At 57.5% G+C, this 23,069-nt stretch carries 18 protein-coding genes, 1 tRNA gene and 4 pseudogenes; 13 read left to right on the top strand and 10 right to left on the bottom strand.

The features are described 5' to 3' along the window. Positions 1–12: 12 nt before the first annotated feature. The 4 genes and pseudogenes from fahA to RBB80_RS14910 form a co-directional block, all read right to left on the bottom strand. Positions 13–1,320 (bottom strand): fumarylacetoacetase, encoded by a 1,308-nt coding sequence (fahA, locus tag RBB80_RS14925; protein WP_433969068.1) that lies wholly within the window; start codon positions 1,318–1,320, stop codon positions 13–15. Between the two features lie 214 nt (positions 1,321–1,534). Further along, positions 1,535–4,735 (bottom strand): efflux RND transporter permease subunit, encoded by a 3,201-nt coding sequence (locus RBB80_RS14920; RefSeq protein ID WP_433969066.1) that lies wholly within the window; start codon positions 4,733–4,735, stop codon positions 1,535–1,537. Between the two features lie 153 nt (positions 4,736–4,888). Continuing rightward, positions 4,889–5,868, bottom strand: a pseudogene (locus RBB80_RS14915) (efflux RND transporter periplasmic adaptor subunit). A 327-nt stretch (positions 5,869–6,195) separates the two neighbouring features. Next, entirely contained in the window at positions 6,196–6,963 is a 768-nt protein-coding gene (locus tag RBB80_RS14910) for a queuosine precursor transporter (protein ID WP_433969065.1), read from the bottom strand. Positions 6,964–7,049: 86 nt separating this feature from the next. Between RBB80_RS14910 and RBB80_RS14905 the strand changes: the two genes are divergently transcribed. After that, positions 7,050–7,127: transfer RNA gene (locus RBB80_RS14905), tRNA-Glu, on the top strand. Between the two features lie 516 nt (positions 7,128–7,643). On the opposite strand, the gene RBB80_RS14900 is transcribed toward RBB80_RS14905, so the two are convergent. Then, positions 7,644–8,657, bottom strand: coding sequence for a hypothetical protein (locus tag RBB80_RS14900; protein ID WP_433969063.1), 1,014 nt, complete (start codon positions 8,655–8,657; stop codon positions 7,644–7,646). A gap of 111 nt (positions 8,658–8,768) precedes the next feature. Here RBB80_RS14900 and RBB80_RS14895 point away from each other — a divergent pair, with 111 nt between their 5' ends. Both RBB80_RS14895 and RBB80_RS14890 read left to right on the top strand, forming a co-directional pair. Then, positions 8,769–9,539, top strand: coding sequence for an acyltransferase family protein (locus RBB80_RS14895; protein WP_433969684.1), 771 nt, complete (start codon positions 8,769–8,771; stop codon positions 9,537–9,539). Beyond that, the gene (locus RBB80_RS14890) at positions 9,532–9,843 is read left to right on the top strand and encodes a hypothetical protein (RefSeq protein WP_433969062.1); all 312 of its coding nucleotides are present in this window, start codon (positions 9,532–9,534) and stop codon (positions 9,841–9,843) included. The genes RBB80_RS14895 and RBB80_RS14890 overlap by 8 nt, the downstream gene beginning before the upstream one ends. Positions 9,844–10,121: 278 nt before the next feature. Here the strand turns inward: RBB80_RS14890 and RBB80_RS14885 are convergent, their stop codons facing one another. After that, a complete protein-coding gene (locus RBB80_RS14885; protein ID WP_433969060.1) occupies positions 10,122–10,514 on the bottom strand; it encodes an ArsR/SmtB family transcription factor in 393 nt (130 codons plus the stop codon). A 167-nt stretch (positions 10,515–10,681) separates the two neighbouring features. On the opposite strand from RBB80_RS14885, the gene RBB80_RS14880 reads away from it, so the two are divergent. Continuing rightward, positions 10,682–11,428 carry a glucose 1-dehydrogenase gene (locus RBB80_RS14880; RefSeq protein WP_433969059.1) on the top strand — a complete coding sequence of 249 codons (747 nt, stop codon included), beginning with the start codon at positions 10,682–10,684 and terminating at the stop codon, positions 11,426–11,428. A 106-nt stretch (positions 11,429–11,534) separates the two neighbouring features. Further along, positions 11,535–12,265, top strand: a pseudogene (locus tag RBB80_RS14875) (SDR family NAD(P)-dependent oxidoreductase). 772 nt (positions 12,266–13,037) lie between these two features. Here RBB80_RS14875 and RBB80_RS14870 read toward each other — a convergent pair. The 3 genes from RBB80_RS14870 to RBB80_RS14860 all read right to left on the bottom strand — a co-directional run bounded on the left by RBB80_RS14870 (position 13,038) and on the right by RBB80_RS14860 (position 15,295). Further along, complete coding sequence (locus RBB80_RS14870) at positions 13,038–14,315, bottom strand: MFS transporter (protein ID WP_433969058.1); 1,278 nt, start codon at positions 14,313–14,315, stop codon at positions 13,038–13,040. Next, the gene (locus tag RBB80_RS14865; protein WP_433969057.1) at positions 14,312–14,641 is read right to left on the bottom strand and encodes a hypothetical protein; all 330 of its coding nucleotides are present in this window, start codon (positions 14,639–14,641) and stop codon (positions 14,312–14,314) included. The genes RBB80_RS14870 and RBB80_RS14865 overlap by 4 nt, the downstream gene beginning before the upstream one ends. Positions 14,642–14,731: 90 nt before the next feature. Next, positions 14,732–15,295: a cysteine hydrolase gene (locus tag RBB80_RS14860; RefSeq protein ID WP_433969056.1), complete on the bottom strand. Its 564-nt coding sequence runs from the start codon at positions 15,293–15,295 to the stop codon at positions 14,732–14,734. Between the two features lie 296 nt (positions 15,296–15,591). On the opposite strand from RBB80_RS14860, the gene RBB80_RS14855 reads away from it, so the two are divergent. Continuing rightward, positions 15,592–16,146 (top strand): TetR/AcrR family transcriptional regulator, encoded by a 555-nt coding sequence (locus RBB80_RS14855; RefSeq protein ID WP_433969055.1) that lies wholly within the window; start codon positions 15,592–15,594, stop codon positions 16,144–16,146. Between the two features lie 27 nt (positions 16,147–16,173). On the opposite strand, the gene RBB80_RS14850 is transcribed toward RBB80_RS14855, so the two are convergent. Further along, on the bottom strand, positions 16,174–17,460 hold the full coding sequence (locus RBB80_RS14850) for a GRP family sugar transporter (protein WP_433969054.1): 1,287 nt from the start codon (positions 17,458–17,460) through the stop codon (positions 16,174–16,176). Between the two features lie 221 nt (positions 17,461–17,681). On the opposite strand from RBB80_RS14850, the pseudogene RBB80_RS14845 reads away from it, so the two are divergent. The 7 genes and pseudogenes from RBB80_RS14845 to RBB80_RS14815 all read left to right on the top strand — a co-directional run. Continuing rightward, positions 17,682–18,955: pseudogene (locus RBB80_RS14845) on the top strand (alpha-N-acetylglucosaminidase TIM-barrel domain-containing protein); the annotation flags it as partial. A 9-nt stretch (positions 18,956–18,964) separates the two neighbouring features. Next, positions 18,965–19,897, top strand: coding sequence for an alpha-N-acetylglucosaminidase C-terminal domain-containing protein (locus RBB80_RS14840; protein WP_433969683.1), 933 nt, complete (start codon positions 18,965–18,967; stop codon positions 19,895–19,897). Positions 19,898–19,909: 12 nt separating this feature from the next. Next, entirely contained in the window at positions 19,910–21,088 is a 1,179-nt protein-coding gene (locus tag RBB80_RS14835; protein WP_433969681.1) for an acyltransferase family protein, read from the top strand. Positions 21,089–21,153: 65 nt separating this feature from the next. After that, complete coding sequence (locus RBB80_RS14830; RefSeq protein ID WP_433969052.1) at positions 21,154–22,089, top strand: carbohydrate kinase family protein; 936 nt, start codon at positions 21,154–21,156, stop codon at positions 22,087–22,089. Positions 22,090–22,111: 22 nt separating this feature from the next. Beyond that, complete coding sequence (locus RBB80_RS14825) at positions 22,112–22,504, top strand: formate dehydrogenase accessory sulfurtransferase FdhD (protein WP_433969050.1); 393 nt, start codon at positions 22,112–22,114, stop codon at positions 22,502–22,504. A gap of 56 nt (positions 22,505–22,560) precedes the next feature. Beyond that, positions 22,561–22,782, top strand: a pseudogene (locus tag RBB80_RS14820) (formate dehydrogenase accessory sulfurtransferase FdhD); the annotation flags it as partial. A 119-nt stretch (positions 22,783–22,901) separates the two neighbouring features. Continuing rightward, positions 22,902–23,060 carry a formate dehydrogenase accessory sulfurtransferase FdhD gene (locus RBB80_RS14815; protein ID WP_433969048.1) on the top strand — a complete coding sequence of 53 codons (159 nt, stop codon included), beginning with the start codon at positions 22,902–22,904 and terminating at the stop codon, positions 23,058–23,060. The last annotated feature ends 9 nt before the right edge of the window (positions 23,061–23,069 follow it).

Raw genomic sequence — 23,069 nt, 5'->3', positions numbered from 1 at the left:
ACGGGGTCAAGCTCACGTGTGTGCTGGGAGGATGGTGGCGCGGCACTCGCCGAGGCCGATGCGGGGATGGCCAGACAATTTGCAGGAGCCGCGGAGGATGATCTCATCGCCATCTTCGAGAAAGGCGCGGGTTTCGCCGGTGGGCAGGAGGATCGGTCGTGTCCCGTTGCGGGTGAGTTCGAGCAGGCAGCCAGCGGAGGCTTCGGCGGGGCCAGAGATGGTGCCGGTGGCGAGGACGTCGCCGACCTGGAGATTGCAGCCGTTGCTGGTGTGGTGAGCGATGAGTTGAGCGGGGGTCCAATAGAGGTCCTGAGCCTTGGATTCGCTCAAGGGAAACGGCTGGAGTCTATTCGCCTTCATGGCTTCAGTTAGAAGTAAGACTTCGAGTTCTACATTTATGCCTCCGGCCTTTTGATCTGCAGCGAAGTAGAGGTATGGGAGCGGCTTTGGGTCAGTGGCAGGACGAGACTCTGCAGGGCCCCGGAAGGGTTCTAATGCGGACATCGGTGTAACCCAGGGCGAGATGCTGGTGGCGAAGTTTTTTGCGAGGAAGGGGCCGAGGGGTTGGTACTCCCAGGACTGAATGTCGCGGGCGGACCAGTCATTGAGGAGGCTGACGCCGAAGAGGTGGTCGGCGGCGCTTGAGATGGGGATCGGGGTGCCTTGTGCGCTGGGTTGGCCGATGTAAAGTGCCAGTTCCAGTTCGTAGTCTAATTTCTTCGTGGGAAGGAAGTCGGGCTCAACTTCTTCGGCAGGCGGCCGGGTTTGGCCGATGGGCCGGATGATGGGTTCGCCGCTTACGACGATCGATGAGGCCCGGCCGTGATAGCCGATGGGAATGTGCTTGTAGTTGGGAAGAAGAGGCTGGTCGGGGCGGAAGAGCTGGCCTACGCGGGTGGCATGGTGGATGGAGGCGTAGAAGTCGGTGTAGTTGGGGATGTGGACTGGCTTTTGGAGAGTTGATCCCGCGATGGAGTGGAGGGCGGCTTCGGCTTTTTCTTTTTGCTGGGGTTTCACGTCGGCGTGGAGAAGTGTGGTGATGGTCTTGCGAAGAAGAGCCCAGGCTTGACGCCCCTGAGACATGAGCAGGTTAAGGGTAGGGGCCTGGCAGGCTTCTGTCAGGGTTGGCGGGAGCAGGCCTGAGGAGGCACAGGCGTGAAGATCGAGGAGGTGGGCTCCGATGGCGACGCAGAGATGTTGCTGATCTTCGACCGCGAAAGCGCCGTAGGGGAGATGAGTCAGGGGAAATCGTTGGTGGGACGGTTGGCGTCCGGGAGCCAGCTCTTGTGCGCCGTAGTGCTTTGTTTTGCCATGGTGCATGATAGCCGACCGACCAGAACTGAGCGGCGAGCCTCGTATTCTTCCAAACTATGTCCTGCCGTGTGCACCGCTCTGGGGAGGAAGAACACCCACAGTTCTTTCGCTGGTCAGCACGGGCTCTTGCTTGCGACCACGGTAGCCCCCGCGAAGCAATCACAAGTCACGAAGTGACCGCCGCCCGCGCAGGGCGCTCGTCCGGCAGGACAGAAAGCTCTTAGTTGGCGGGGAGTTCCCTGCTTGGAACGACTGCCTTCTTGCCGGAGAACTTGACAAGGATGGTCTTCAGGATGACATAGAGGACGGGAATGAAGAAGAGATTGAGTACGGTGGAGAGCACCATGCCCCCGACAATCGCTGTGCCGACGGAGTGACGACCGTAAGCTCCAGCTCCGGTAGCGAAGAAGAGAGGACCGACGCCGAGGATGAAGGCGATGGAGGTCATCAGGATGGGGCGAAGCCGTAGTTCTGCGGCTTCAATGGCGGCCTCGGTGATGGTGCGTCGGCCTTCGGCGAGGAGTTGCTCGGCAAACTCAACGATGAGGATCGAGTTTTTGGCAGAGAGACCGATGAGCATGACGAGACCGATTTGGACATAGACGTCGTCGACCAGGCCGCGAAGGGAGACGAGCGAGAGCGCACCGAGGATGGCCATGGGGACGGCGAGAAGGATGATGAACGGCAGAGCGAAGGACTCGTACTGGGCCGAGAGCGTGAGGTAGACGACCAAAAGGCCCAGGCCGAAGATGATGATGGCCTTACCTTCGGACTCAACTTCTTCAAGCGCCAGTCCAGTCCAGGAGTAGGTCATACCCTGAAGCTTGTTCTTCTCGAAGAGCTTGACCATATTTGCGTTGCCTTGACCGGAGCTGAGTCCGGGCGCGGGTGAGCCGTCGATCTCGGCGGAGCGGAAGAGGTTGTAGTGGTTGATGACCTGGGGGCCCGAGATCTGCGTTACGGTCGCGAGGTTATCGAGCGGGATCAGTTGGCCGGTATTGGAGCGGACGTAGTACTGGCGGAGATCCTGCGCGTTGCGACGGAACTGCTCGTCGGCCTGAACGTAGACGCGGTAAGAGCGATTGTTGAAGTTGAAGTCGTTGATGTAGCTGGAACCCATGAAGGTGCCGAGAGCGGCCGTGATCTGGCTGAAGGGGACGCCGATGGTCTCGGCCTTCTGCCGGTCGATGGTGACCTGAAGCTGCGGATCATTCGAAGTGAACTGGGTGTTCATTGCGGTGAGGCCGGAACCTGGAGCGCTGCCTTGCGCGACGAGGGTGTGGGCTACGCGAGCAATGTCGTCGAAGGAGTTCCGGCCACCGTCCTGCAGGATGAACTGGAAGCCTCCGACTGTACCGAGACCGGAGACGGCGGGCGGCTCGGCGGCGAAGGCGATACCACCGGGGACGCCGAAGAGCTTGGGTCCGACTTCGCGGACAATATTTCTTGCGGTGAACTTGTCCCCCATCTTTGTGCGGTCATTGATGGGCTTGAGCGGTGCGAAGATCAGGCCGGAGTTTGGCGAGCTGCCGCCGGAGAGGGAGAAGCCCATGACGGAGAAGGTGCCGAAGACACCGTCGTTCTTGCGAACAACATCGGAGACCCGGTCGGCGAACTCTGTGGTGTAGCTGAGAGAGGCTCCCGGGGGCGTCTGGACGATGATAAGGAAGTAGGACTGGTCTTCCTGGGGGATGAAGGCGGTGGGCACGTAGTTGTACATGAACGCCGTGGCCGCGAGGGCTCCGACGAAGAATACGAGCATGACATAGCGAATCCGGACGACAAAGGTGACGATCTTCGCGTAGGTCCGGATGACCCACTGGATTACGGCTTCGATGGGGTTGAGGAGCAGACCCATGATGCCTGTCTTCTTTTGTTCCGGACGAAGCAGGATTGCTGCCAGCGCAGGCGAAAGTGTGAGCGCGTTGAAGGCCGAGATGGCAATAGAGAAGGCGATGGTAAGCGAGAACTGCTTGTAGAGAATGCCGGTGGTGCCGGGGAAGAAGCTGACCGGAATGAAGACTGAGATGAGTACAAGCGAGGTGGCGATAACGGCGCTGGTGACCTCAGCCATTGCGATGCTTGTAGCTTTGTGGGGATCGGAGGAGGTCTGCTCCATGCCTTTGCCGGTCTTCTCTGAAGCGAGAGTGTCGGGGGCGTAGGGGTCGGGTTCGCTTAGCTCATGACGCTCCGGGATGACGGAGTGGCCGGAGAGGTGGCGCTGCACGTTTTCGATGACGACGATGGCGTCGTCTACGACCAGTCCTGTGGCGAGGGTGATGCCGAAGAGGGTCAGCGAATTAATGCTGAAGCCGAAGATCTTGATAAACGCAAAGGTTCCGATGAGCGAGACGGGGATGGTGACGGCCGGGATGATGGTGGCACGCCAGTCCTGCAGGAAGAGGAAGATGACGATGACGACGATGATGATCGCTTCGCCGATGGTGGTGACGACTTCGTGAACGGACTCGCCGATGACGAGGGTGGTGTCGACGGCGATGATGCCCTTCATGCCGGGCGGGAAGTTTTTCTGAAGCTCTTCGAGGACGGCGCGGCACTTTTTGTCGACGTCGAGTGCGTTCGCGTTTGAGAGCTGTTGGACACCGACACCGATGGCGTCTCCGCCGGAGTATTTGAGCGCAGTGCTGTAGGTTTCTGCGCCTAACTCCGCTCGCCCAATGTCTTTGAAGAGGACGACACCTCCAGCAGTCGGATTATTTTTGATGACGATATTGTCGAACTGTTGTGGATTGTCAAAGCGGCCGATGACGCGAATGGCCATCTGGAAGGCTTGTTTGGGATCGGAGGGAGGCTGGCCTAGTTGTCCGGCGGGTACTTCGACGTTCTGTTCGGCGAGGGCGTTGGTGACGTCGAGCGCGGTGAGGCCGCGGGCGGCGAGGCGGTTGGGATCGAGCCAGAGACGCATGGCATATTTGCGCTCGCCGAAGATGAGGACCGCCCCGACGCCGGGCACGCGCTTGAGTGCGTCGCTGACATAGACGTCAAGGTAGTTGGAGATGAAGGCCTGAGAGAGAGAGTGATCGGGCGAGATGAAGCCGGCGGCGAAGACGAAGTTGGAGTTCGCCTTGGTGATGCTGATACCGGTGTTGTTGACTGTGGCGGGTAGACGGCCCTGAACGGTGGCAACGCGATTCTGCACGTCGACGGCGGCGATGTCGAGGTTGTACCCGGTCTGGAAGGTGACGGTGATGGCCGAGGTGCCGTCGTTGGAGCTGGTGGAGCTCATGTAACGCATACCCTCGACGCCGTTGATAGCCTGCTCGAGGATGATGGTGACCGCGGACTCGACGTCCTTGGAGTTCGCGCCAATGTAGTTGCTGCTGACGACGACCTGAGGCGGCGCGAGTTCAGGATAGAGCGAGATCGGAAGGCTCGGAATGCAGACCGCGCCCGCAAGCACGATAAGAAGCGCACAGACCGTGGCGAAGATCGGACGACGAATAAAAAGTCTACGAACAAGGCTGACCTCTAACCGGAGCGGCTGGCCCCGGGGGTGGAGCGTGAGACTATGCGGAATCCAGACGAAGTCCGCAGGGATGGATGAATCAGTCGATTAGCCGAGTGGTTTGACCGGCGCACCCTCCTGCAAAAACTGCAGGCCAGAGGTGATTACTTTTTCTCCCGTCTTGAGACCACCAAGAACAGGATAGGTGTTACCGACTGTTTCGCCGACCGTGACCGGTACCTGGTGGGCGACATAGCCGTCCCCTTTAGGCGTTGCGACGTAGACGAACGTCTGGCCACCTACTAGACTGACGGCCAGGACCGGCACTGTGGGCGCAGGTGCGCTGCTCCAGGTGATGCGAGCCTTCACCAGCTGCTGGTTCCGAAGGATGTCCGCCGTTCGCGGCACACTTGCCTTGGCAAGGACGCTTTGCAGTCCGTTATCAACCTGTGGCGAGACGAAGTCGACCTTCGTTTTGACCAGGACGTTGCCTGCTGTATCCAAAATCTCTACCGGAAGTCCCTTACGGATGCTGCTGGCGCGTTCGGTGGGGATGTAGATGTAAGCCTCGAGGTCGGCGTTCTCGTCCACCGTAGTAAGCAGCGTAGTGGGAGAGACGTAGTCGCCGAGGTGAACGGGGATATCGCCGACGACGCCACTGAAGGGGCGCGGATGTCGTAGTAAGCAAGTTGCTGCTTCTGGGTGTCGGTGAGGGCCTGGTTGGATTCGAAGTCGGCCTTGGAGTTTTCGTAGGCCTGGTTCGCCTGGTCATAGGTGTCCCGCGAGACGACGCCGGCTTCGAAGAGTTTGCGCTGCCGGTCGACTTCGATCTTGTTGTAGTCGTAGAGGGCCTTCTTCTGCGCCTGAGTTCCCTGTTGCGACTGGACCGAGGCCATCTGTTTCAAGGGGTCAATCCGCATAAGCACCTGACCGGCCTTTACGGCGTCTCCTGACTTCACGAAGATTTTCACCAGGTTGCCGTCGACCTGCGGTTGCATAGTGGACGAGCGGCGGCTCTTGATGGTGGCGACGTAGGTGTCGGAGTTAGGCACAGGCGACAACGATACGGGTGCTACCTTTACGGGCATGGCTTGCGGAGGAGGCTGCGGGGGTGGGGCGGACTTGCAGCCTGCGACCAGGCATGCAGCCGCGAAGACAAGCACCGGGAGGACGCGGGGGTGTTCACAATCAAGGGCACAGAACTTCTCCTTCACAAGCGACGACTTCGGCGACAAGCCACCAAACGAGTTGCAATAAGCAGTGGACTGGAAGATTTGCGGCGCAAGATACTGCGGATCAACGTTTTACTGGCTACGACTCAGGATTTCCATTTTAGATGACTACGGCCCGAGAAGGGTTCGGGAATATGTATCTAAAAGAGTTTGGAAGGCGCCCCAACCGATTTCGGGGCTGCGTCAGGCGTCCAAACTGCTCTTTTCAGCAAATGAAAAAGGGTTGAAGCTTTGGTGACGATCAAACGCATCGGCTTGCTCGGCTCGCTTGAGCCAGTTTATGACAAGATACGTAATCGGAGTAGCGATGACCTCGTAACCCACCTTCAGGGCATAGCCGGTAACAATTATGTTGATGAGGATGCGGACGGGATAAATTCCACCGAAGGTCAGAAGAATGACGAGAACCGTGTCGACCGCCTGGCCGACAAGTGTGGAACCGATGGTCCGGGTCCAGAGCATGCGTCCGTTGGTGAAGAGCTTGAGCCGCGCCATAGTGTAGGAGTTGGCGAACTCACCGGCCCAGAAGGCGATAAGACTTGCGGCCAGGATGCGCGGGATAAAACCGAAGACCGTAGAGAACGCCTGCTGATTATGCCAGCCCGGAGCAGAGGGCAGCGCGATGACGACGGCTCCGATGAGATAAAGGAGGGAGGTACCGAAGAAGCCAAGCCAGATGGCTCTGCGTGAGGCAGCGAAGCCGTAGACCTCGGTGAAGACGTCTCCAAAGATATACGTAATGGGGAACAGGAGAACCGCTCCGCTGACCGCGAATGGGCCGATGGACCAGCTGCCGATCGAAATTGGCCCGAGCAGGCAGACCTTTTGCGCGATGAGGTTCGAGACGAGCAGGATGACGACGAACGCGGTCGTGAGGGCGTCAAGATATTTGAAACTGCGAAGAGTCGATGGCATGGCGCCAGGTTGGATGGTGTCGAGTTGCGAGGACATCGGTACCAGTATAGTTTTTGACAGAGCATGCCTCGGTTGTTAGCGTTAGAAGTGGTGAGGGTGCTGCGTGTGCCCTAACCTGGTGCGTCCCCGTCGTCTAGCCCGGCCCAGGACACCGCCCTTTCACGGCGATAACATGGGTTCGAATCCCATCGGGGACACCAGTAAATTCCAGCGTTTCAGCATCTCGTCACATGAGGACCATTTTTCGGTGACTCTGTGGTGACTAACTGAAGCCCATCGCACCGCATTATGGCCTTGCTCAATGGCGGCCCGTGACCCGCACTTCTCAGAACTCGTTGGAATCGTCAAGTGAAGGTTTGGGCTTGCTCGTCGGCAACTTGGCAATTCGGTCATTCAGTTCACCGGAGAACTCGATATTAGCTTCTCACGACCTTCGTCAGCTACGGAGCCGTTGCGCGTGATCGCCAAGGGGAGATCCTGCGAGGCCTAGCAACTCCGCAACAGCCGGCGCAATCGGGTTCGAATGAAATTGTGGAGGCGCTGTTCCAGAAATTCCGCGATTCTGGGTTGGATGTGCGTGTCACATGATCTACAGCTAGGGACTTCTATTTCTGCGCTGCTTTGTCCCATTCGTAACTAACAGGTCGGGACAAACCAAAGGCGAATGAGAACGACAACGAATCGACGTAATCTCCGAGGCGTCACTGGCCACTCATTCACCATGAAGCCTCGACCGAGCGGCTTAGTTCCATCTGTCCCAATCGATTCGGATGCAGCATATCGTTCATCTCAGCGGGCGTTCCGAACATGTACTTCCGGGTGTCGAAGAGTCGAACGTTGAGTCCGTCTGCAGAAAAGAGATTTACGTCGGCCTCGATATCTTCGATGTATACCTGACACGTCCCCTTAGGAAAGTTGCAGGGGTCTCCTGGATTTTGAACGTGAAACGGAATCGTTCCCACGAGCACACTAGGAAGGCTGTTAGCAGGTGGTCCAGTCGGGGTACCGATGCCCACGACAGAAACTCCATTGGCGCCTGCGCTGGTCTGGGTGAATGTAACCACATGTTTCCCAGCGGGGATCGACGGCAAGCGGAGGAAACTGAGCGAGTTTGTAGTGTGTAAGGCGCTGGTCGCTATCCTCGGCGTCGTTTGCACGCTCCCTGTGCCAAGAACGACCCCATCTACAGAGTAACTGTAGGTCGCGGGATTATCATCGTCGATCCTGGGCCACGCATAGATAGGACCGTCATGGGAGGTAGTAATGGCAAAGCTCACGGTCGATCCTAGCCCGCCCGTAGTCCAGGAATTCCAGTTATTGGTCGTGTCTATCGCTCCTGCCCCTGTGGTCGTTACCCCCACCATCCCGCTGGCCAAAACCTTATATTCAGCTGGCAGGGCGAACCAAGAGATTGTGGCCTGATGACAGAGTTTAAACACGGCTTCATACGGGCCTACGCCCTTGAATGTGACGTCATTGGTACCGATCAACAAGGTGTAGGTTGGATGGGTAGCCAGTGTCGGACTATCTTGATTGGGAAAGATCTGAGCTGTCGGCACGTCGCACGCCTGGTTGGCCGAGAGGGCGTTGTTCGCCACAGTCACGTGCTCGTACTTCGCTACGAGATTGGGGTAAGATTGTGTTGCAGGATCGCTTAGGGTGAAGCCGTATGTAATCGAATCTCCATAAGCTCGGTACTGTGCCACCGATGTGGGTACGAAGGGTTGCACGACGCCGCACCCGGTCAAAATCAGAGATGCAAATGATAAAACGACGGTTCTAAGACGCGGTTGAGATTGAGCGAGATCAAGAGAACTGTTCCTACATTCCGCGGAATACAGGTGTTGCGTGGCTTGGCAGCGTCCATGGTCGTGATTCATCACTCCACCCAATCGTGGTCGCAGAATCTGGGTAAAGGGGTTTCAGCGCCGACCTGGGAGGGCGGCGCTGCTGGTGTCGATATTTTCTTTGTCATCAGCGGATTCGTCATGGCGATTTCGACGATTGGAAGAGAGCATAAGGACCATCCTGCCCTCAGCTTTCTCGAACGTAGGCTGATCAGGATCTTTCCGCTCTACTGGCTCGTCTCGCTTGTTTATCTCCTAAAAGTGACGATAGTTCGGTGGTATCCGCGATTTGCGGGCTCCGGCCAGCACGTTCAAACGCCATTAGGATATATCCTATCGTCCTTTCTGCTCATTCCGTACAGGGATTCCATCGGGAACATCCAGCCGCTACTAAACGTGGGATGGACGCTTTCATTTGAGATGTTCTTTTATTTCCTGTTCGCGTCAGCGCTCGCGTTTCGCATTCGTGTGGCCTACTTCCTCACCCCGATAATGTCGATATTGGTGGTGGCAGGAACATTGCGCGGAGCGCATTGGCCTGCGATCCTGGTACTGACCGATCCTATTCTGTTGGAATTCCTTGCGGGTCTGTTGCTCGGACAACTCGTCATTCAAGGGATTCGCTTGAACGCGGCAAGTTCCGCGCTGCTCTTAAGCCTGGCTCCGATGTTGTTTTTTCTCTCCACAGACTGCTGGAGCATCCATACGCGTCCTGCAATGGGGAGTTCCGGCTGCTCTGCTGGTTTCAGCCTTTGTCATGCTTGAGGATCGTTTCGGAGGGCTCTGGCCGCGCTGGGCGCTCCTGCTTGGAGATGCGTCATATTCGCTCTACCTGTCGCATTTCTTGGTTCTCGTAGTACTGACCAAAAGAATGGTGAAAATTTCAACCTTGATATGGGGCGTGGCAAACATGAAAGGTGAGATTACCTCAATCTTGATTATGTTCTGCTGCGCAATCCTGGTTTCGATCGTCCTGTATCGGATAGCGGAACGACCAATAAACAGGAAGCTGCGCGGCTCTTTGCTGACCGACAGCGAAACGCGTCGAGAGATTTTGAAAGTGGCTTGAGTTCAATGTCTACTTGAGGCGTTCAGAACCCCATACATGACTGCTGGGAACTTGCGTCCGAAGCGCGTGTTCATTACGTGCGATCCGGTGACTCTGTGGTGACTAATTGATATCCAAACGGCAATATCCCTTCGATTCTCTTTGCGGATATTGTTTAGCACGATTTTGCAAGTCGAGGCAAAGCCTGAACCAACCACTGATACCCTCTTTCACGGCGATAACATGGGTTCGAATCCCATCGGGGACACAAACAATACTTTTCATCGATCGCTGTCACTCTACTTACTTCTTTCGATCCGCTGAGAAGGCTTCCGCCTGATCGCTTTAGTCTGCCGCGCCCCATCAGACAGCTGGATATTGTGCGCCGTGACGATGGCTCCGATCAACCCTGGGAAGCGTTTGTCGATCTCCGCGCAACGAGAAGTGTTATGCATCTCAACACCTTGACGCTCGCCCCGAATCAACCCCGCCTCGCGAAGTATTTTGAAGTGTTGCGAAAGCGTTGACTTCGGAATCGGCTTCTCGCTGATATTCGAAAACGCCACACAGTTGTGGGAACAGTCCTGTCCCACAATGTCGGCATAGATGGCCACACGCACCGGGTCAGACAAGGCATGAAGGATCGCTTCAACCGTCACGTCCTGGACCGAGGGGTGGAAGAGGGGCCTCATGACACCACGATAATCTTTTTACATAAATTGTTCAATAGTACATAAAACCAGAACTAATGAATCTTCTAGTCATCGACCTCCATCTACTCAGCAGTAACAGGGCCTGCCGTAACAGGCGGCTCAGAAATCTCAAGTTTCGACAAAGCAATCTCGAAGAGGACTCAGACATGAGCAAGCTAAAAGGTAAAGTAGCAGTCGTCACCGGCGCATCCAAAGGTATCGGAGCCGCCATCGCCAAGTCGCTCGCCGCCGAAGGCGCATCCGTGGTCGTCAACTACGCCTCCAGTAAGTCTGGTGCAGATACTGTCGTCTCCGCCATCACCGCAGCCGGAGGCAAAGCCGTCGCCGTAGGTGGAGACGTCTCCAAGGCCGCACAAGCACAGGGCATAATTGACGCAGCCATCAAGAACTACGGACGCCTCGACATCCTCGTCAACAACTCCGGCGTCTATGAGTTCTCGCCCATCGAAACCGTAACCGAAGAGCAGTTCCACAAGATCTTCAACATCAATGTGCTCGGCGTGCTTCTCACCACGCAGGCAGCGGTCAAGCACCTCGGCGAAGGGGCCAGCATCATCAACATCGGCTCTGGCGTCAGCAGCATCACCCCTCCCAACAGCGCCGTCTACACCGGCACCAAGGGCGCTCTCGATGCCATCACCGGCGTCCTCGCGAAGGAACTTGGACCGCGTAAGATCCGCGTCAACTCCGTCAACCCCGGTATCGTCGATACCGAAGGCACACAGTCCGCGGGCTTCATTGGATCCGACTTCGAGAAGGCTCTCGTCGCGCAAACTCCCCTCGGCCGCGCCGGTCAGGTCGACGACATCGCCTCCGTCGTAACCTTTTTTGCGTCCGAAGACGCAAAGTGGATTACCGGCGAGCGCGTGATCACCGGCGGTGGTCTCCGCTAACTCCACACACAAAGGCCACTCAACGCCGAGCGTCATCCTGCATTTGAGTGGCTTTCACATCGCGACCCGAACAGCGAGAACACCAAACGAGAGAGGAAAGATCGATATGGGAAAGCTTGAAGGAAAAGTGGCAGTCATCACAGCAGCAACATCAGGCATGGCGCTTGCCACAGCAAAGCTCTTCGTCAAGGAAGGCGCATATGTCTTCATCACTGGCCGCCGGCAGGACAAACTTGATGAAGCCGTCAAGGCTATCGGCAAGAACGTGACCGGCGTCCAGGGCGACGCTGTGAATCTCGCTGACCTCGATCGCTTGTATGCGACCGTCAAGAAGGAAAAAGGAAAAATCGATGTCCTCTTCGCCAGTGCAGGCCGGGGCGAGTTCGCCAAGATCGGCGAAGTCACCGAAAAACACTTCGATGAAACCTTCGACCTTAACGTCCGAGGCACATTATTCACAGTGCAAAAGCTCTCCCCCTATTCAATGATGGTGGTTCCATTTTCATGAACGGATCAATCGCCAGCATCAAAGGCTTCCCCGCCTTCAGCGTCTACAGCGCCAGCAAAGCCGCGGTCCGGTCTTTCGCACGCACCTGGCTCAACGACCTAAAAGACCGCAAAATCCGCGTCAACGTCCTCAGCCCAGGGACGATCGATACCCCGATCCTCGACCCTCTGGGACCCGACGCAAAGGAATACTTCAAAACGCTCATCCCGCGTGGCGAAATCGGTCGCCCCGAAGAGATCGCGACCGTGGCGCTCTTTCTCGCCTCTGACGATTCAAGTTTCGTCAACGGCATTGAGCTATTCGTAGACGGCGGAACAGCACAGATCTAACGCAACTCCATATAGCTGAAACGAACTGGGTGAACTCGCACGCTGCCGTCAGCATAAGACTGCGTGGCGAGTTCACTCCGGCTCAGAAGCAGAGGTCACCAATGGTCGAATGCATCGTTATTCTGGCTTTTTCCATAAGAGAGGTACTACAGCATGAACACAGAAGCTTCGCTCATCGACTCGGCACTCCGCGGTTGGAAATCAAACGTTGACCGCACAACGAAACTCTTCGGCGCTCTTACAGAAGAGCAGCTTCTAGAACAGGTCGCTCCTGGCAAGAACAGACTGATCTATCTCTGGGGTCATCTGACGGCCAGCAGCGACGCGCTCCTTCCTCTGCTCGGATTAGGCCAGAGACTCCATCCGGAACTCGATTCGATCTTTATATCCAATCCTGACGGACACTCGCAGAACATGCTCTCGGGAGCAGACCTGAAGCAAATCTGGGGGAAGTCAACGATGCGCTGTGGAAGGCCTTTTCAAACCTCTCACCCTCCGACTGGGCAGAGAGACATACCGCTGTCTCCGAAGAGGACTTCATGCTGGAACCTTATCGCAACCGCTTCACCGTGCTGCTCGGCAGAACGGCACATCTCGCATATCACTTCGGCCAGGCAAGGCTCGCGCAGTAGAGACAGCCCCCCGACTGTCCACCATCTGAGTGAATAATCCAGAGAAATAGTGGTTGCGCGGCTACCACATTGGCTTCCCAATAGCTGGACCGGTGTGGTCGATATCTGAAGTCGCGCGTGAACTAACCGGAAACGCGGTTTCAACGTGCAACGAGACTACCTTCGTCCACGGTGAAGCGGAGACGTCCTGCGTCGAGGCACACCCGCAGATGACGATACTTCGCGAGGTAGTAGATGCCGACAATCGCTGCGGCAAACCCTGAAGCAGCGCCAATACCAAGCGCCCAGCGCGGCCCGAACCTATCAGCGACCCACCCGACAACTGGCGCACCGATGGGTGTGCCTCCAAAGACTACAGCGAGAAGGATGGCCAACACACGTCCACGCATGGCAGGCTCGGTTGAGAGCTGCACCAAGCTGTTCGTCGAGGTAGTGAAGGTCTGCGCGGACACGCCAATGACAATAAGAGCGAGGCCAAAGAGCCAATAATTAGGCATGATCGCCGCTATTGCCAGGCCGACCCCGAAGACCGCCGCACCTGCTATCAACGGAGTCATATCAGGCCTTTCTCGTCTCGCGGCGAGGAGCGCCCCGGCAACTGATCCAATCGCCATAGTCGACGTCAAGAGCCCGTACAAGCTCGCCTCTGCGTGGAAGACGGTCACCGACATGGTTGAGATAAAGATCGGAAAGTTGATTCCGAATGTACCGATCAAAAAGAGCATGAGGAAAATAGCCTTTAGATCCGGCCTCTTCCAAACGTAGCGGAACCCTTCGATGAGGCTCCCACGTTTCCGGACGGCTCTCGCGTCGCGATGAAGTTCCGTCACGCGAAGAAGACTCAGCGAGCAAAGAACGGCGACAAAAGAAGCCGCATTGATAAGAAACACCCACCCACAGTCCACGGCAGAGATAAGAACGCCTGCGATGGCCGGACCGATCATACGCGCAGCGTTGAATGAGGTGGAGTTCAGCCCCACTGCATTCGACAAATCAGCTTCTCCCACCAACTCTGAGACGAAGCTCTGGCGCGTCGGCGAATCGAACGCAGTCACGCAACCAAGCAGAAACGCAAACACATACACATGCCACAACCGAATGAGCCCAGCAGCGGTCAGAATCCCCAGTCCCAGGGCCAGCGCTCCCATCGCCGCCTGTGTGATCAGGAGCTTTCGCCGATCGAGATGATCCGCGGCAAAACCAGTCAGCGGCAATAAGAGCACCTGCGGGCCGAACTGGAGCGCCATGACTACACCGACAGCGGTCGCATTGTGGTGGGTCAACTGCGTGAGGACGATCCAATCCTGCGCGGTGCGCTGCATCCACGTTCCCACATTAGAGACGAACGCCCCACATGCCCAGACTCGATAGTTGAAGCTGCTCAGCGAGCGGAAGGTCCCTTTCGTCGGTCCGCTCATGAGTGCCCAGGAGAATTTCCGCCGTGGAACCGTCCGAAGCTGCGCGCCATCATCACACCCATCAGAAGAATACCCAATCCCAAAGAAACAACATGATCCGTAGAATGCAAACTGAAGCTACCAACACGGCAAATCAGAACATAAGCAACCATCAGGTTAAAAAATCCCCAAAGCACGTTCACCACCGAAGAAGAAAGTCCTTCGCCAGACGGTTTAGCAAATGGACTTTGAAAGGCACGCCCCAGTACGCCGCTGACAAAATGCGGAACAGCGTTTGTGAGAAAAACGCCGCCAAACAAGTACGATGCAGAGTGATTCCATTCCATTTATCGGACGCTCCTTTTCGTTGAACAACAAACTCTCTCAGTAAGCTTCGCCGCGAACTGTGGCCTCGTTCCAAAGCGGTGACGCCAACCTCACGGGCGGGTGCTGTCGAGGAGACCAAGAATCTCCTGGGTCGTGCCGGTTTCGCCCAAACGCGGGAAGATCCTCATGACGCTGTTGGTATGAGCATCGAGGTTGAGATCTGTCATGGCGTCCACAGCGAGAGTCACGTTGAAACCGTTCTCGTGCGCCTGCCGGGCAGTGGACTCGACACCGGAACTTGTGGCGACCCCGGCGACCACAACCTGTGTGACACCCAGCTTCTTCAGATGTTCCCCAAGACCAGTATTCGTGAAGGCTCCCCACGTCCGCTTGGTCACCGTGTGGTCCTGCGGCTGCTGGTTCAACTCAGGAACGAGATCCGTCCCTCCCGCAGGAAACTCACGAACCCTGGGCGCCTGTTCCGTTCGGCCCGGTGCCCCGGCGGAGACGTTGACCAACACTACCGGCAAGTCATGTCGACGGAACGCATCAGCTAACGAGCTCGCGTGTTTCACGACTTCGCCGACGGGGTGTGCGGTGGGCAATGCAATGATGCCATTCTGCAGATCGATGATCACGAGAGCGGTCTTCGGGTCTAGAGCCGTTATTGCCATGGTTCTCCCTCTTTTGATTCGAACTGCGGTCCGCCTGGAATGCGGAGCGATATAAGATTGCGGCAAGAACCGTTGAGCCGGCGGAGGACATCTGTCGCCGAGTACGGAGCTAACAGCACACCGGTAACGTCGCTCGCCAGATTGATAAGGCCTAAGAGCTAGGATCGAAATTGAGGCCCCTAAACATGAGGTAACCCTCACGTTTGCTCTGAGGTTAGAATATGAGCATGTCCTCAACAATGTCAAGCCCAAGGCGCACTCCTCAGCAAGAGCGAGGAGAACGGCGTCTTAGCCAGTTGCTGGAAGCCGCTGCGTCTCTGCTCGCTGAAGTTGGTTACGACGCTGCCACCATGACTGAGATCGCCGACCGCGCCAATGCTTCCATCGGAACCGTCTATCAATATTTTCCCAATAAGCCGGCGATCGTCCTGGCACTTAGGAACCAATACGTCGCAGAGATGGAAGAGCGCTGGGCGCACCTCAACGAGCAGAACGTGGCCGAGATGACTGTGAAGCAGATAGCTCACCATCTTGTCGAAGTGACGACTCGTTTCGTAGACGAACACCCAGCCTACTTCGCGATTCTCGACGCTCCTGTCAAATACAAGCGTAGTCAAGAAGCAAGAAATCGATTAAGGGAGCGAATTGCTAACGTGTTCCGCAGCAAAAGACCTGCTATTTCGCAGGAGATGGCGTACCGAATGGCGAACGTCTCTCTGGCCATCATCAAAAGCATGAACAAGCTCTACGCGGAGGCCAATTTCAAAGAACGGGAAGAACTTGTCAAGGAATACAAACTTGCACTCGCGGCCTATCTAGAGTCGAGTTTGGTCCCGTCCCACAAGAAATGACCTTACTCAATCGTGCGTTCAGCGGCTTCAGTTGAATCGCGTCCGCCGCCAAAGACACCACCCTCCCGCGAAGAGACCAATCATCAGCACCGCACTCAGAAACACGGCCCAACGAAAGTCCATCGTCAGCGGTGGCGTCGTCGCTCGAACTCCCAGAGTGACAAAGACCGCAGTGGCAGTCAGAACGATGATGTAGTCCCACCAACGACGCCGTCTGTCTCTCTCGTCAAACTCATCTCCGGCCAGCGCCATCATCGTTCGCTGATAGTTCAAGCCATACCGATTACACTCCCGCATCACTGCCTCCGTTGTTGAGCCTTCCTCCTTTGCCGATGCCACCGCTGTACTGATAGCGAGTGCACCAGCGATCATGATGACTGACCCTGCAATCACCATCGACCTATGCTGCCGGTCCGCCTTCGTCAGTTCGCCAAATACCAGTGCACCCCACGCGAGTCCCCAAAGCTGATTCGTATTCGAAAGCGGGATCCCGCGTCCAATCCCCAGATACTTCGCAGCAAACTGTTGAAACAGATCTCCGATCACCCACACGAACCCTCCCAGAAAGAGCCAGAACAACACTCCCGGCATTTGAAACAGTCGGAACGCCGACGAGTGCAGCCCGCCATCCAGAGCCAGCGTCAGTGCCAGCACCATTCCCAGCTCTCCCACCGTAAACACCGTCACGAATGACAGCGGATTCATCCCGCTCAGATAAGCCTTGCGATACGGAACATACATCGTCCCCCACATCAGGCTCGCGCCCAGCGCCGCAACGATCCCGCGAAAAGCATGAGTCCCCACCACACCGCCGGTGATCGTGCTGAAACCCAGCATCACCGCAGCAATCACGATTGCGATCGCGCCCAGGACGACCTTTGCGATGTTCCTTCCGCTCGCTCCCTCCAACTCACGAAACAGAACCCTCCCCCAGAACAACCCAATCAGCGAGTTCGCATTCCACATCGGAAACGCCACCGCCAATCCCACATCACGAATCGCGAAGACGGTGAGAGTATTGGCCACTGCCCACAGCGCACCCGCCATCAGTGCCCAGACAATCAGATGCTTCCTCTCCGACAGATCTTCGAAGACGTAGCCCGTGCCCTTCAACAGCGTAGGAAAGGTCCATCTCGCCGTAAACACCCCTGCCACCATACACAGCGAAATCGCAAACGGAGAAAACCCTGCGTTCACAAGCTTCGTCGGAGCCTCCGCCGCACCCAGCCAAACGCCGGCCGTCAACCCGCAGACGACCCCCAAACCATGCAGAGACAACCGCGTTCCTCTTACCCGATCTAACGCAAGTGCCATTCAACTCCCTCGATGCTTTTCTTAAAACCGGTCGTGCTCCACCGCCTAATGCAATGCCGCCAACAGAACAATCCCCAGCACAAGCACACAAAGTGGAACTAAGAAATGACTATCCGTAGCAATCGTCTTTATGCTCTTTCCGAAACTCACATCATCCTCCAAACGATCTTGTCCATAGTAAGTGGTTACGCTCTCCGTTAAACTTCGCTACATTGGTGTGCATGCTTTTGAGGCTGTTCCTCCCAATCTCGCTCGCCGCCATCGGCCTCATCATGTCGCCCGCATCCGCCTGTGCTGAGTCCTCCACGCTACCGGCCGACGGAGTGCTCCAGCGCCTCATGCCTCATCTCGCCCCACAGTTTCGACTGGCTCTCGTCTCGAAGCCCGATCACAAGGACTATTTCCGGATCACCGGCACCCGGGGCCACATTCGCGTTGAAGCAGCCACGCAGCCTACCTTGCTTTATGGCATCAACTGGTATTTGAAATACGTAGCCCACTTGCAGATCTCACCCAATGGCTCCCAGCTCGGCTCTCCCGACCTGACCCTCCCGGCACCTGACGCCCCAATCGAGAAGCCCGCTCTTTATCCCTGGCGCTACGCCCTGAATGAGAACGTCGACGGCTACTCCGCTCCTTACTGGGATCAGGAACGCTGGCAGCACGAGATCGACATCCTCGCCCTGAGCGGCACCAACGCCATCCTCATCGAGCGCGGCATGGATCTCGTCCTCTACCAGACCTTCCGCGACGCCGGCTACTCCGATGAGGTCATCCGAAACTGGATCGTCCAGCCAGCCCATCAAAACTGGCAGCTCATGGGCAACATGTGCTGCTTCCAGGGCCCCATCTCCATGGAGCTTCTGCAAAAACGCTCCAACTCGGCGCAACAACTCATCGCAACCCTTCGCAGCCTCGGCATCACGCCCGTCCTGCCCGGCTACTACGGCATCGTACCCGCCGACTTTGCCTCCCTTCACCCCGGCGCTCACGTCATCACGCAAGGCGACTGGAACGGATTCACTCGCCCCGGCTGGCTCGATCCACGCGATCCAAACTTCGACAAACTAGCAGTGTCCTTCTACCGCCATCAGCACGAACTCTACGGCGATACAGCTATCTATGACATGGAGATCTTCCAGGAAGGCGGAGCTGCCGGCGACGTCCCGGTTCCAGCCGCCGCGAAAAAGTACAGCAAGCCCTCATGCGCGACCACCCCAACGCACTCTGGATGCTACTCGGATGGCAGCAGAACCCAACCCAGGAGTTGCTCTCCTCACTCGACACCACTCACGTCCTCATCGCAGAGATCGAACAAGGCCGCATCCCCCGAGAAGACCGCGACCGCGAGTTTCATGGCGCATCCTGGCTCTACGGCGGCCTGTGGGAGTTCGGCGGCCGCACCACCATGGGAGCGCCGCTCTACGACTACGCAGTTCGTCTCCCCAGGATGGCCGCACTCCCCGGCAGCCGCATCGTCGGCACCGCCGTCTTCACCGAAGGCATGGACACCAACCCCTTCGCCTTCGACCTCTACACCGAGATGGCCTGGCACACCGATCCAGTCGACCTGCCCGAATGGACCAATGCCTACGCGACACGCCGGTACGGAGTGGACGACCCACACGCTCGTCAGGCCTGGCAGATTCTCCTCAAAACAGCCTACGGCTACCGCGCCGACGGCAACATCCAGCACGGCGAACGCGACGCCTCGCAAGACTCTGTCTTCAACTCACAACCGTCCCTGACCGCAACACGCGCCGCTACGTGGTCCCCCGATGTTCTGCGCTACAACCCGGCCAACTTCGCCCCCGCACTCACCGAACTCCTCGCAGTCGAACCCGCACTCCGCTCCACCGAAACCTACCGCTACGACCTCGTCGACGTAGCCCGCCAAACCATGGCCAACGAGAGCCGCCGTCTCTTACCGCTGATCAAACAAGCCTACGACTCGAAAGACAAAACCGCCTTCACGAAACTCACGAAGGAGTGGCTACGCGACATGGAGCTTCAAGACCAACTCCTGCAGACCAGCCCATTCTTCCTTCTCGGCAAATGGCTCTCCTTCGTCCCGCCCTGGGCCTCCTCACCAGAAGAACTCGATCGTCTCAACTACGACGCCCGCTCCATCCTCACCACCTGGGGTGACCGCAGGGCAAGCGAGTACGGCCTTCATGAGTATGGCAACCGCGACTGGGCTGGTCTGACCAGCGACTACTATATGGCCCGCTGGCAGATGTACTTCGATTCGCTCTCCACCTCACTCGACACCAGAGAGACCCCAAAGCCCATCGACTGGTACGCCTTCGGCGACAATTGGAATCACAGCCGCAAGACCTACGACGCCGCGCCACACGGCGACTCCTACGCCGCCGCACTTGCCATTGCACGCGCACTTCACCTCACTCCCAACCAACAATCCGAGGCTCACCAGTAAACTATGACGACAATGAGCGCATCCTCCGAAACCCCTTGGCCATCACTCACCGGCGCACGTCCAGCACGCCTTCTCTCGCTCGACTTCCTGCGCGGCCTCACCATCGCCTTCATGATCCTCGTTAACAACAACGGCGATGAACACCTGGCCTACTGGCCTCTCAAGCACGCAGTCTGGAACGGCTTCACTCCAACCGACCTGGTCTTTCCCACCTTCCTCTTCCTCGTCGGCATCTCGACCGTCTTCTCCACTGCTTCGAGACTCGCACAAGGCGCCACCCGCCAATCCCTTTTCCTCCACGTCCTGCGCCGCTCCGTCATCCTCTTCCTGCTCGGCCTCGTGGTCCACAGCTTCCCCTTCTTCAATCTCCACACCATGCGCTTCTACGGTGTGCTTCCCCGCATTGCCATCTGTTACTTCATCATTGCCTCGCTCTACATCCTCAGTCCCGGCTGGCGCAGCAAAGCAGTTCTCACGGTCTCAGCGCTCGCCGCCTATTGGATTCTGATGCGCTTTGTCCCTATCCCCGGGTACGGCGTTCCCACCCACGACATTCCTCTCCTCGACCGCGATGCAAACCTCACCGCATGGCTCGACCGCCAGATCTTTTCAGCTCCTCACCTCTACGAGCACACCCGCGACCCCGAAGGCCTCCTCAGCACCATCCCCGCCCTCGCCACCGCTCTACTAGGCATCCTCACCGGCATCTGGCTGCGCACCCGGCGCACACTCAATCAGAAAATAACCGGCATCGCCACCGCCGGCCTCACCGGCATTCTTCTCGGAGGACTCTGGAACCTCTCCTTCCCCATCAACAAAAAACTCTGGACCAGTTCCTACGTCCTCTTCGCCGGCGGTCTCAGCCTTTCGCTCCTTGCCCTGAGCCTCTTCATCGTCGATCTACCCAAGAAACAATCCGTCAAACAAAATCACGACGGCCTCCTCAAGCCCTTTTTCATCTTTGGAACCAACGCCATCGTCGCCTACCTCTTCTCCGAGCTACTGGCAGCTACGCTATCGAGTATCCCCGTGCATCCCGGCGTCAACCTGCAGCAATCCATCTTTCACGCGATCCTCCAGGCCGTTCCGAACATAGCATTCGCCTCCCTGCTCTACTCGCTCGCCTTCGTAGCCGTATGCTGGCTCTTCGTAGCCGTTCTTTACCGCCGCAAGATCTTTATCAAAATCTAAATCCACCTCAACCAACGTGCGTCCCGCGATATCGCACGACGCACGATTCCATTTACAGTGAAAAGATGACGAAACTGTCGAAGGTCGATCTCGTCGGCGTCGGGCTCAACGCCACGGACACCGTCATCCCCCTGACAAACTACCCCCCACGCGGCTCCAAGGTTGAGTATCAAACCGCAACCGTCTTACCAGGAGGACAAGTCGCATCGACAGTCGTCGCCTGCCAGCGCTGGGGAATCAAAACGCGATACGTAGGGAAGCTCGGCGACGACGCAGCCGCTGCTCTCCATCGTGAAGCCTTCGCTCACGCAGGCGTCGAGACGCAGATCACCACAGCCGCAGGCGCCGCAAGCCCACAGTCTTTGATCCTCGTCGACGCCGGCGGCGAGCGAACCGTTCTCTGCCGACGAGACGAACGGCTCATCCTTCAGCCGACCGACCTTGTCCGCGAATGGATCGTCAACGCCCGGGCCCTTCATGTCGACGGCCACGACACTGCCGCGGCGACACTCGCCGCCACATGGGCTCGCGCCGCCGGCATCCCAGTCATCGCCGACTTAGACGAGCTCTATCCCGGCGTAGAAGAACTCATCGAAAACATCGACTACCTCATCGTGAGCCGAGACTTTCCCCACCGTCTCACCTCGGAGCCCAACCTCGAAAAAGCCCTACAGCAAATCCAACGCCGCTACGGGTGCACTCTCGTAGCCGCAACTCTAGGCGAAGAAGGCGTAGTCGCCTGGGACGGTAAGCAGCTCCATCACACTCCCGCCTACTGCGTCCCCGTAGTCGACACCACCGGCGCCGGAGATATCTTCCACGCAGGATTCATCTACGGCCTGCTTCAGGACTGGCCCCTGGCGCGCCAGCTCGACTTCGCCTGCGCCGCCGCTGCTCTAAACTGCATGGCCGTGGGAGCTAGAGGGGGAATCCAGCCCCTCGAAACCATCGAAGATCTGATGAAAACCGGCTCGCGCCATCTCACACCTCACTATGTCTAAGACCCTCCTCTAAGGTCCGCTCATGAAGAGCTCCCATCACCCCATCATCCCGCAACAGAATCTTCGAACAAATCCAGAGCTCAGCCGGGCCACCCACGCGGTCTCCATCAAAAGGGTTCTCGGATTCAGCTCGCATCACGCCCAGGATGCCCTCGCCGTAGAGGAACCGCTCGAGATTCAACTAGCCCACGGCGCTTTCGACACAAGATCCGTGAAGTCCATCTCCGTCACCATGCGCACACCTGGCTACGACTTCGACCTCGCCGCGGGCTTCCTCATGACGGAGGGAGTCGTGAGCGATCCAAACGAAATCGATCAGATCGTCTATCTCGCCAACACCGCCGAACTCCCCGCAGCAAATCTCCAAACAGAGACCGCGCTCCCTTATCGGCCAGAAAAAACGTCGTCCGTGTAGACCTCGCACCCTCCGTAGTCGTCAGCCTCGCCAACCTCGAGCGCAACTTCTACACCACCTCCAGCTGCGGCATCTGTGGCAAAGCCTCTCTGCTCGCACTCCAGACCATCTGTCCCCCGCGCAGAGAAAACGAATTCCAGATCGAAGCCGAAGTTCTCTACCAGCTACCAAATCGCCTCCGCGAAGCCCAAACCGTGTTCAATCAAACCGGCGGGATCCACGGCGCAGCTCTCTTCGACGCCACTGGCAAACTCCTCGCCGTACGCGAAGACGTAGGACGCCACAACGCAGTCGACAAGCTCCTCGGCGCAGAGTTTCTAGCCGACCGAACTCCCTCCGCAACGCACTACTCCTGCTCTCCGGTCGCGCCAGCTTTGAACTCCTACAGAAAGCCCTCATGGGCGGAGTCTCCATGGTTGCCTCCGTCGGCGCTCCCTCCAGCCTCGCCGTCCAAGTCGCTAGGGACTTCGACATCTCTCTCGTAGGCTTCCTCCGCGAAGGTCACTTCAACATCTACAACGGCGCGGAACACATCCTCGGTCACACAACAGACTAAGCACGAGAC

Origin of the sequence: Tunturiibacter gelidiferens, assembly GCF_051013345.1 — a bacterium.
Taxonomy (GTDB): domain Bacteria; phylum Acidobacteriota; class Terriglobia; order Terriglobales; family Acidobacteriaceae; genus Edaphobacter; species Edaphobacter gelidiferens_A.
Note: the sequence above shows the minus strand (reverse complement) of the source record. Positions and strands in the feature narration are given on the sequence as shown.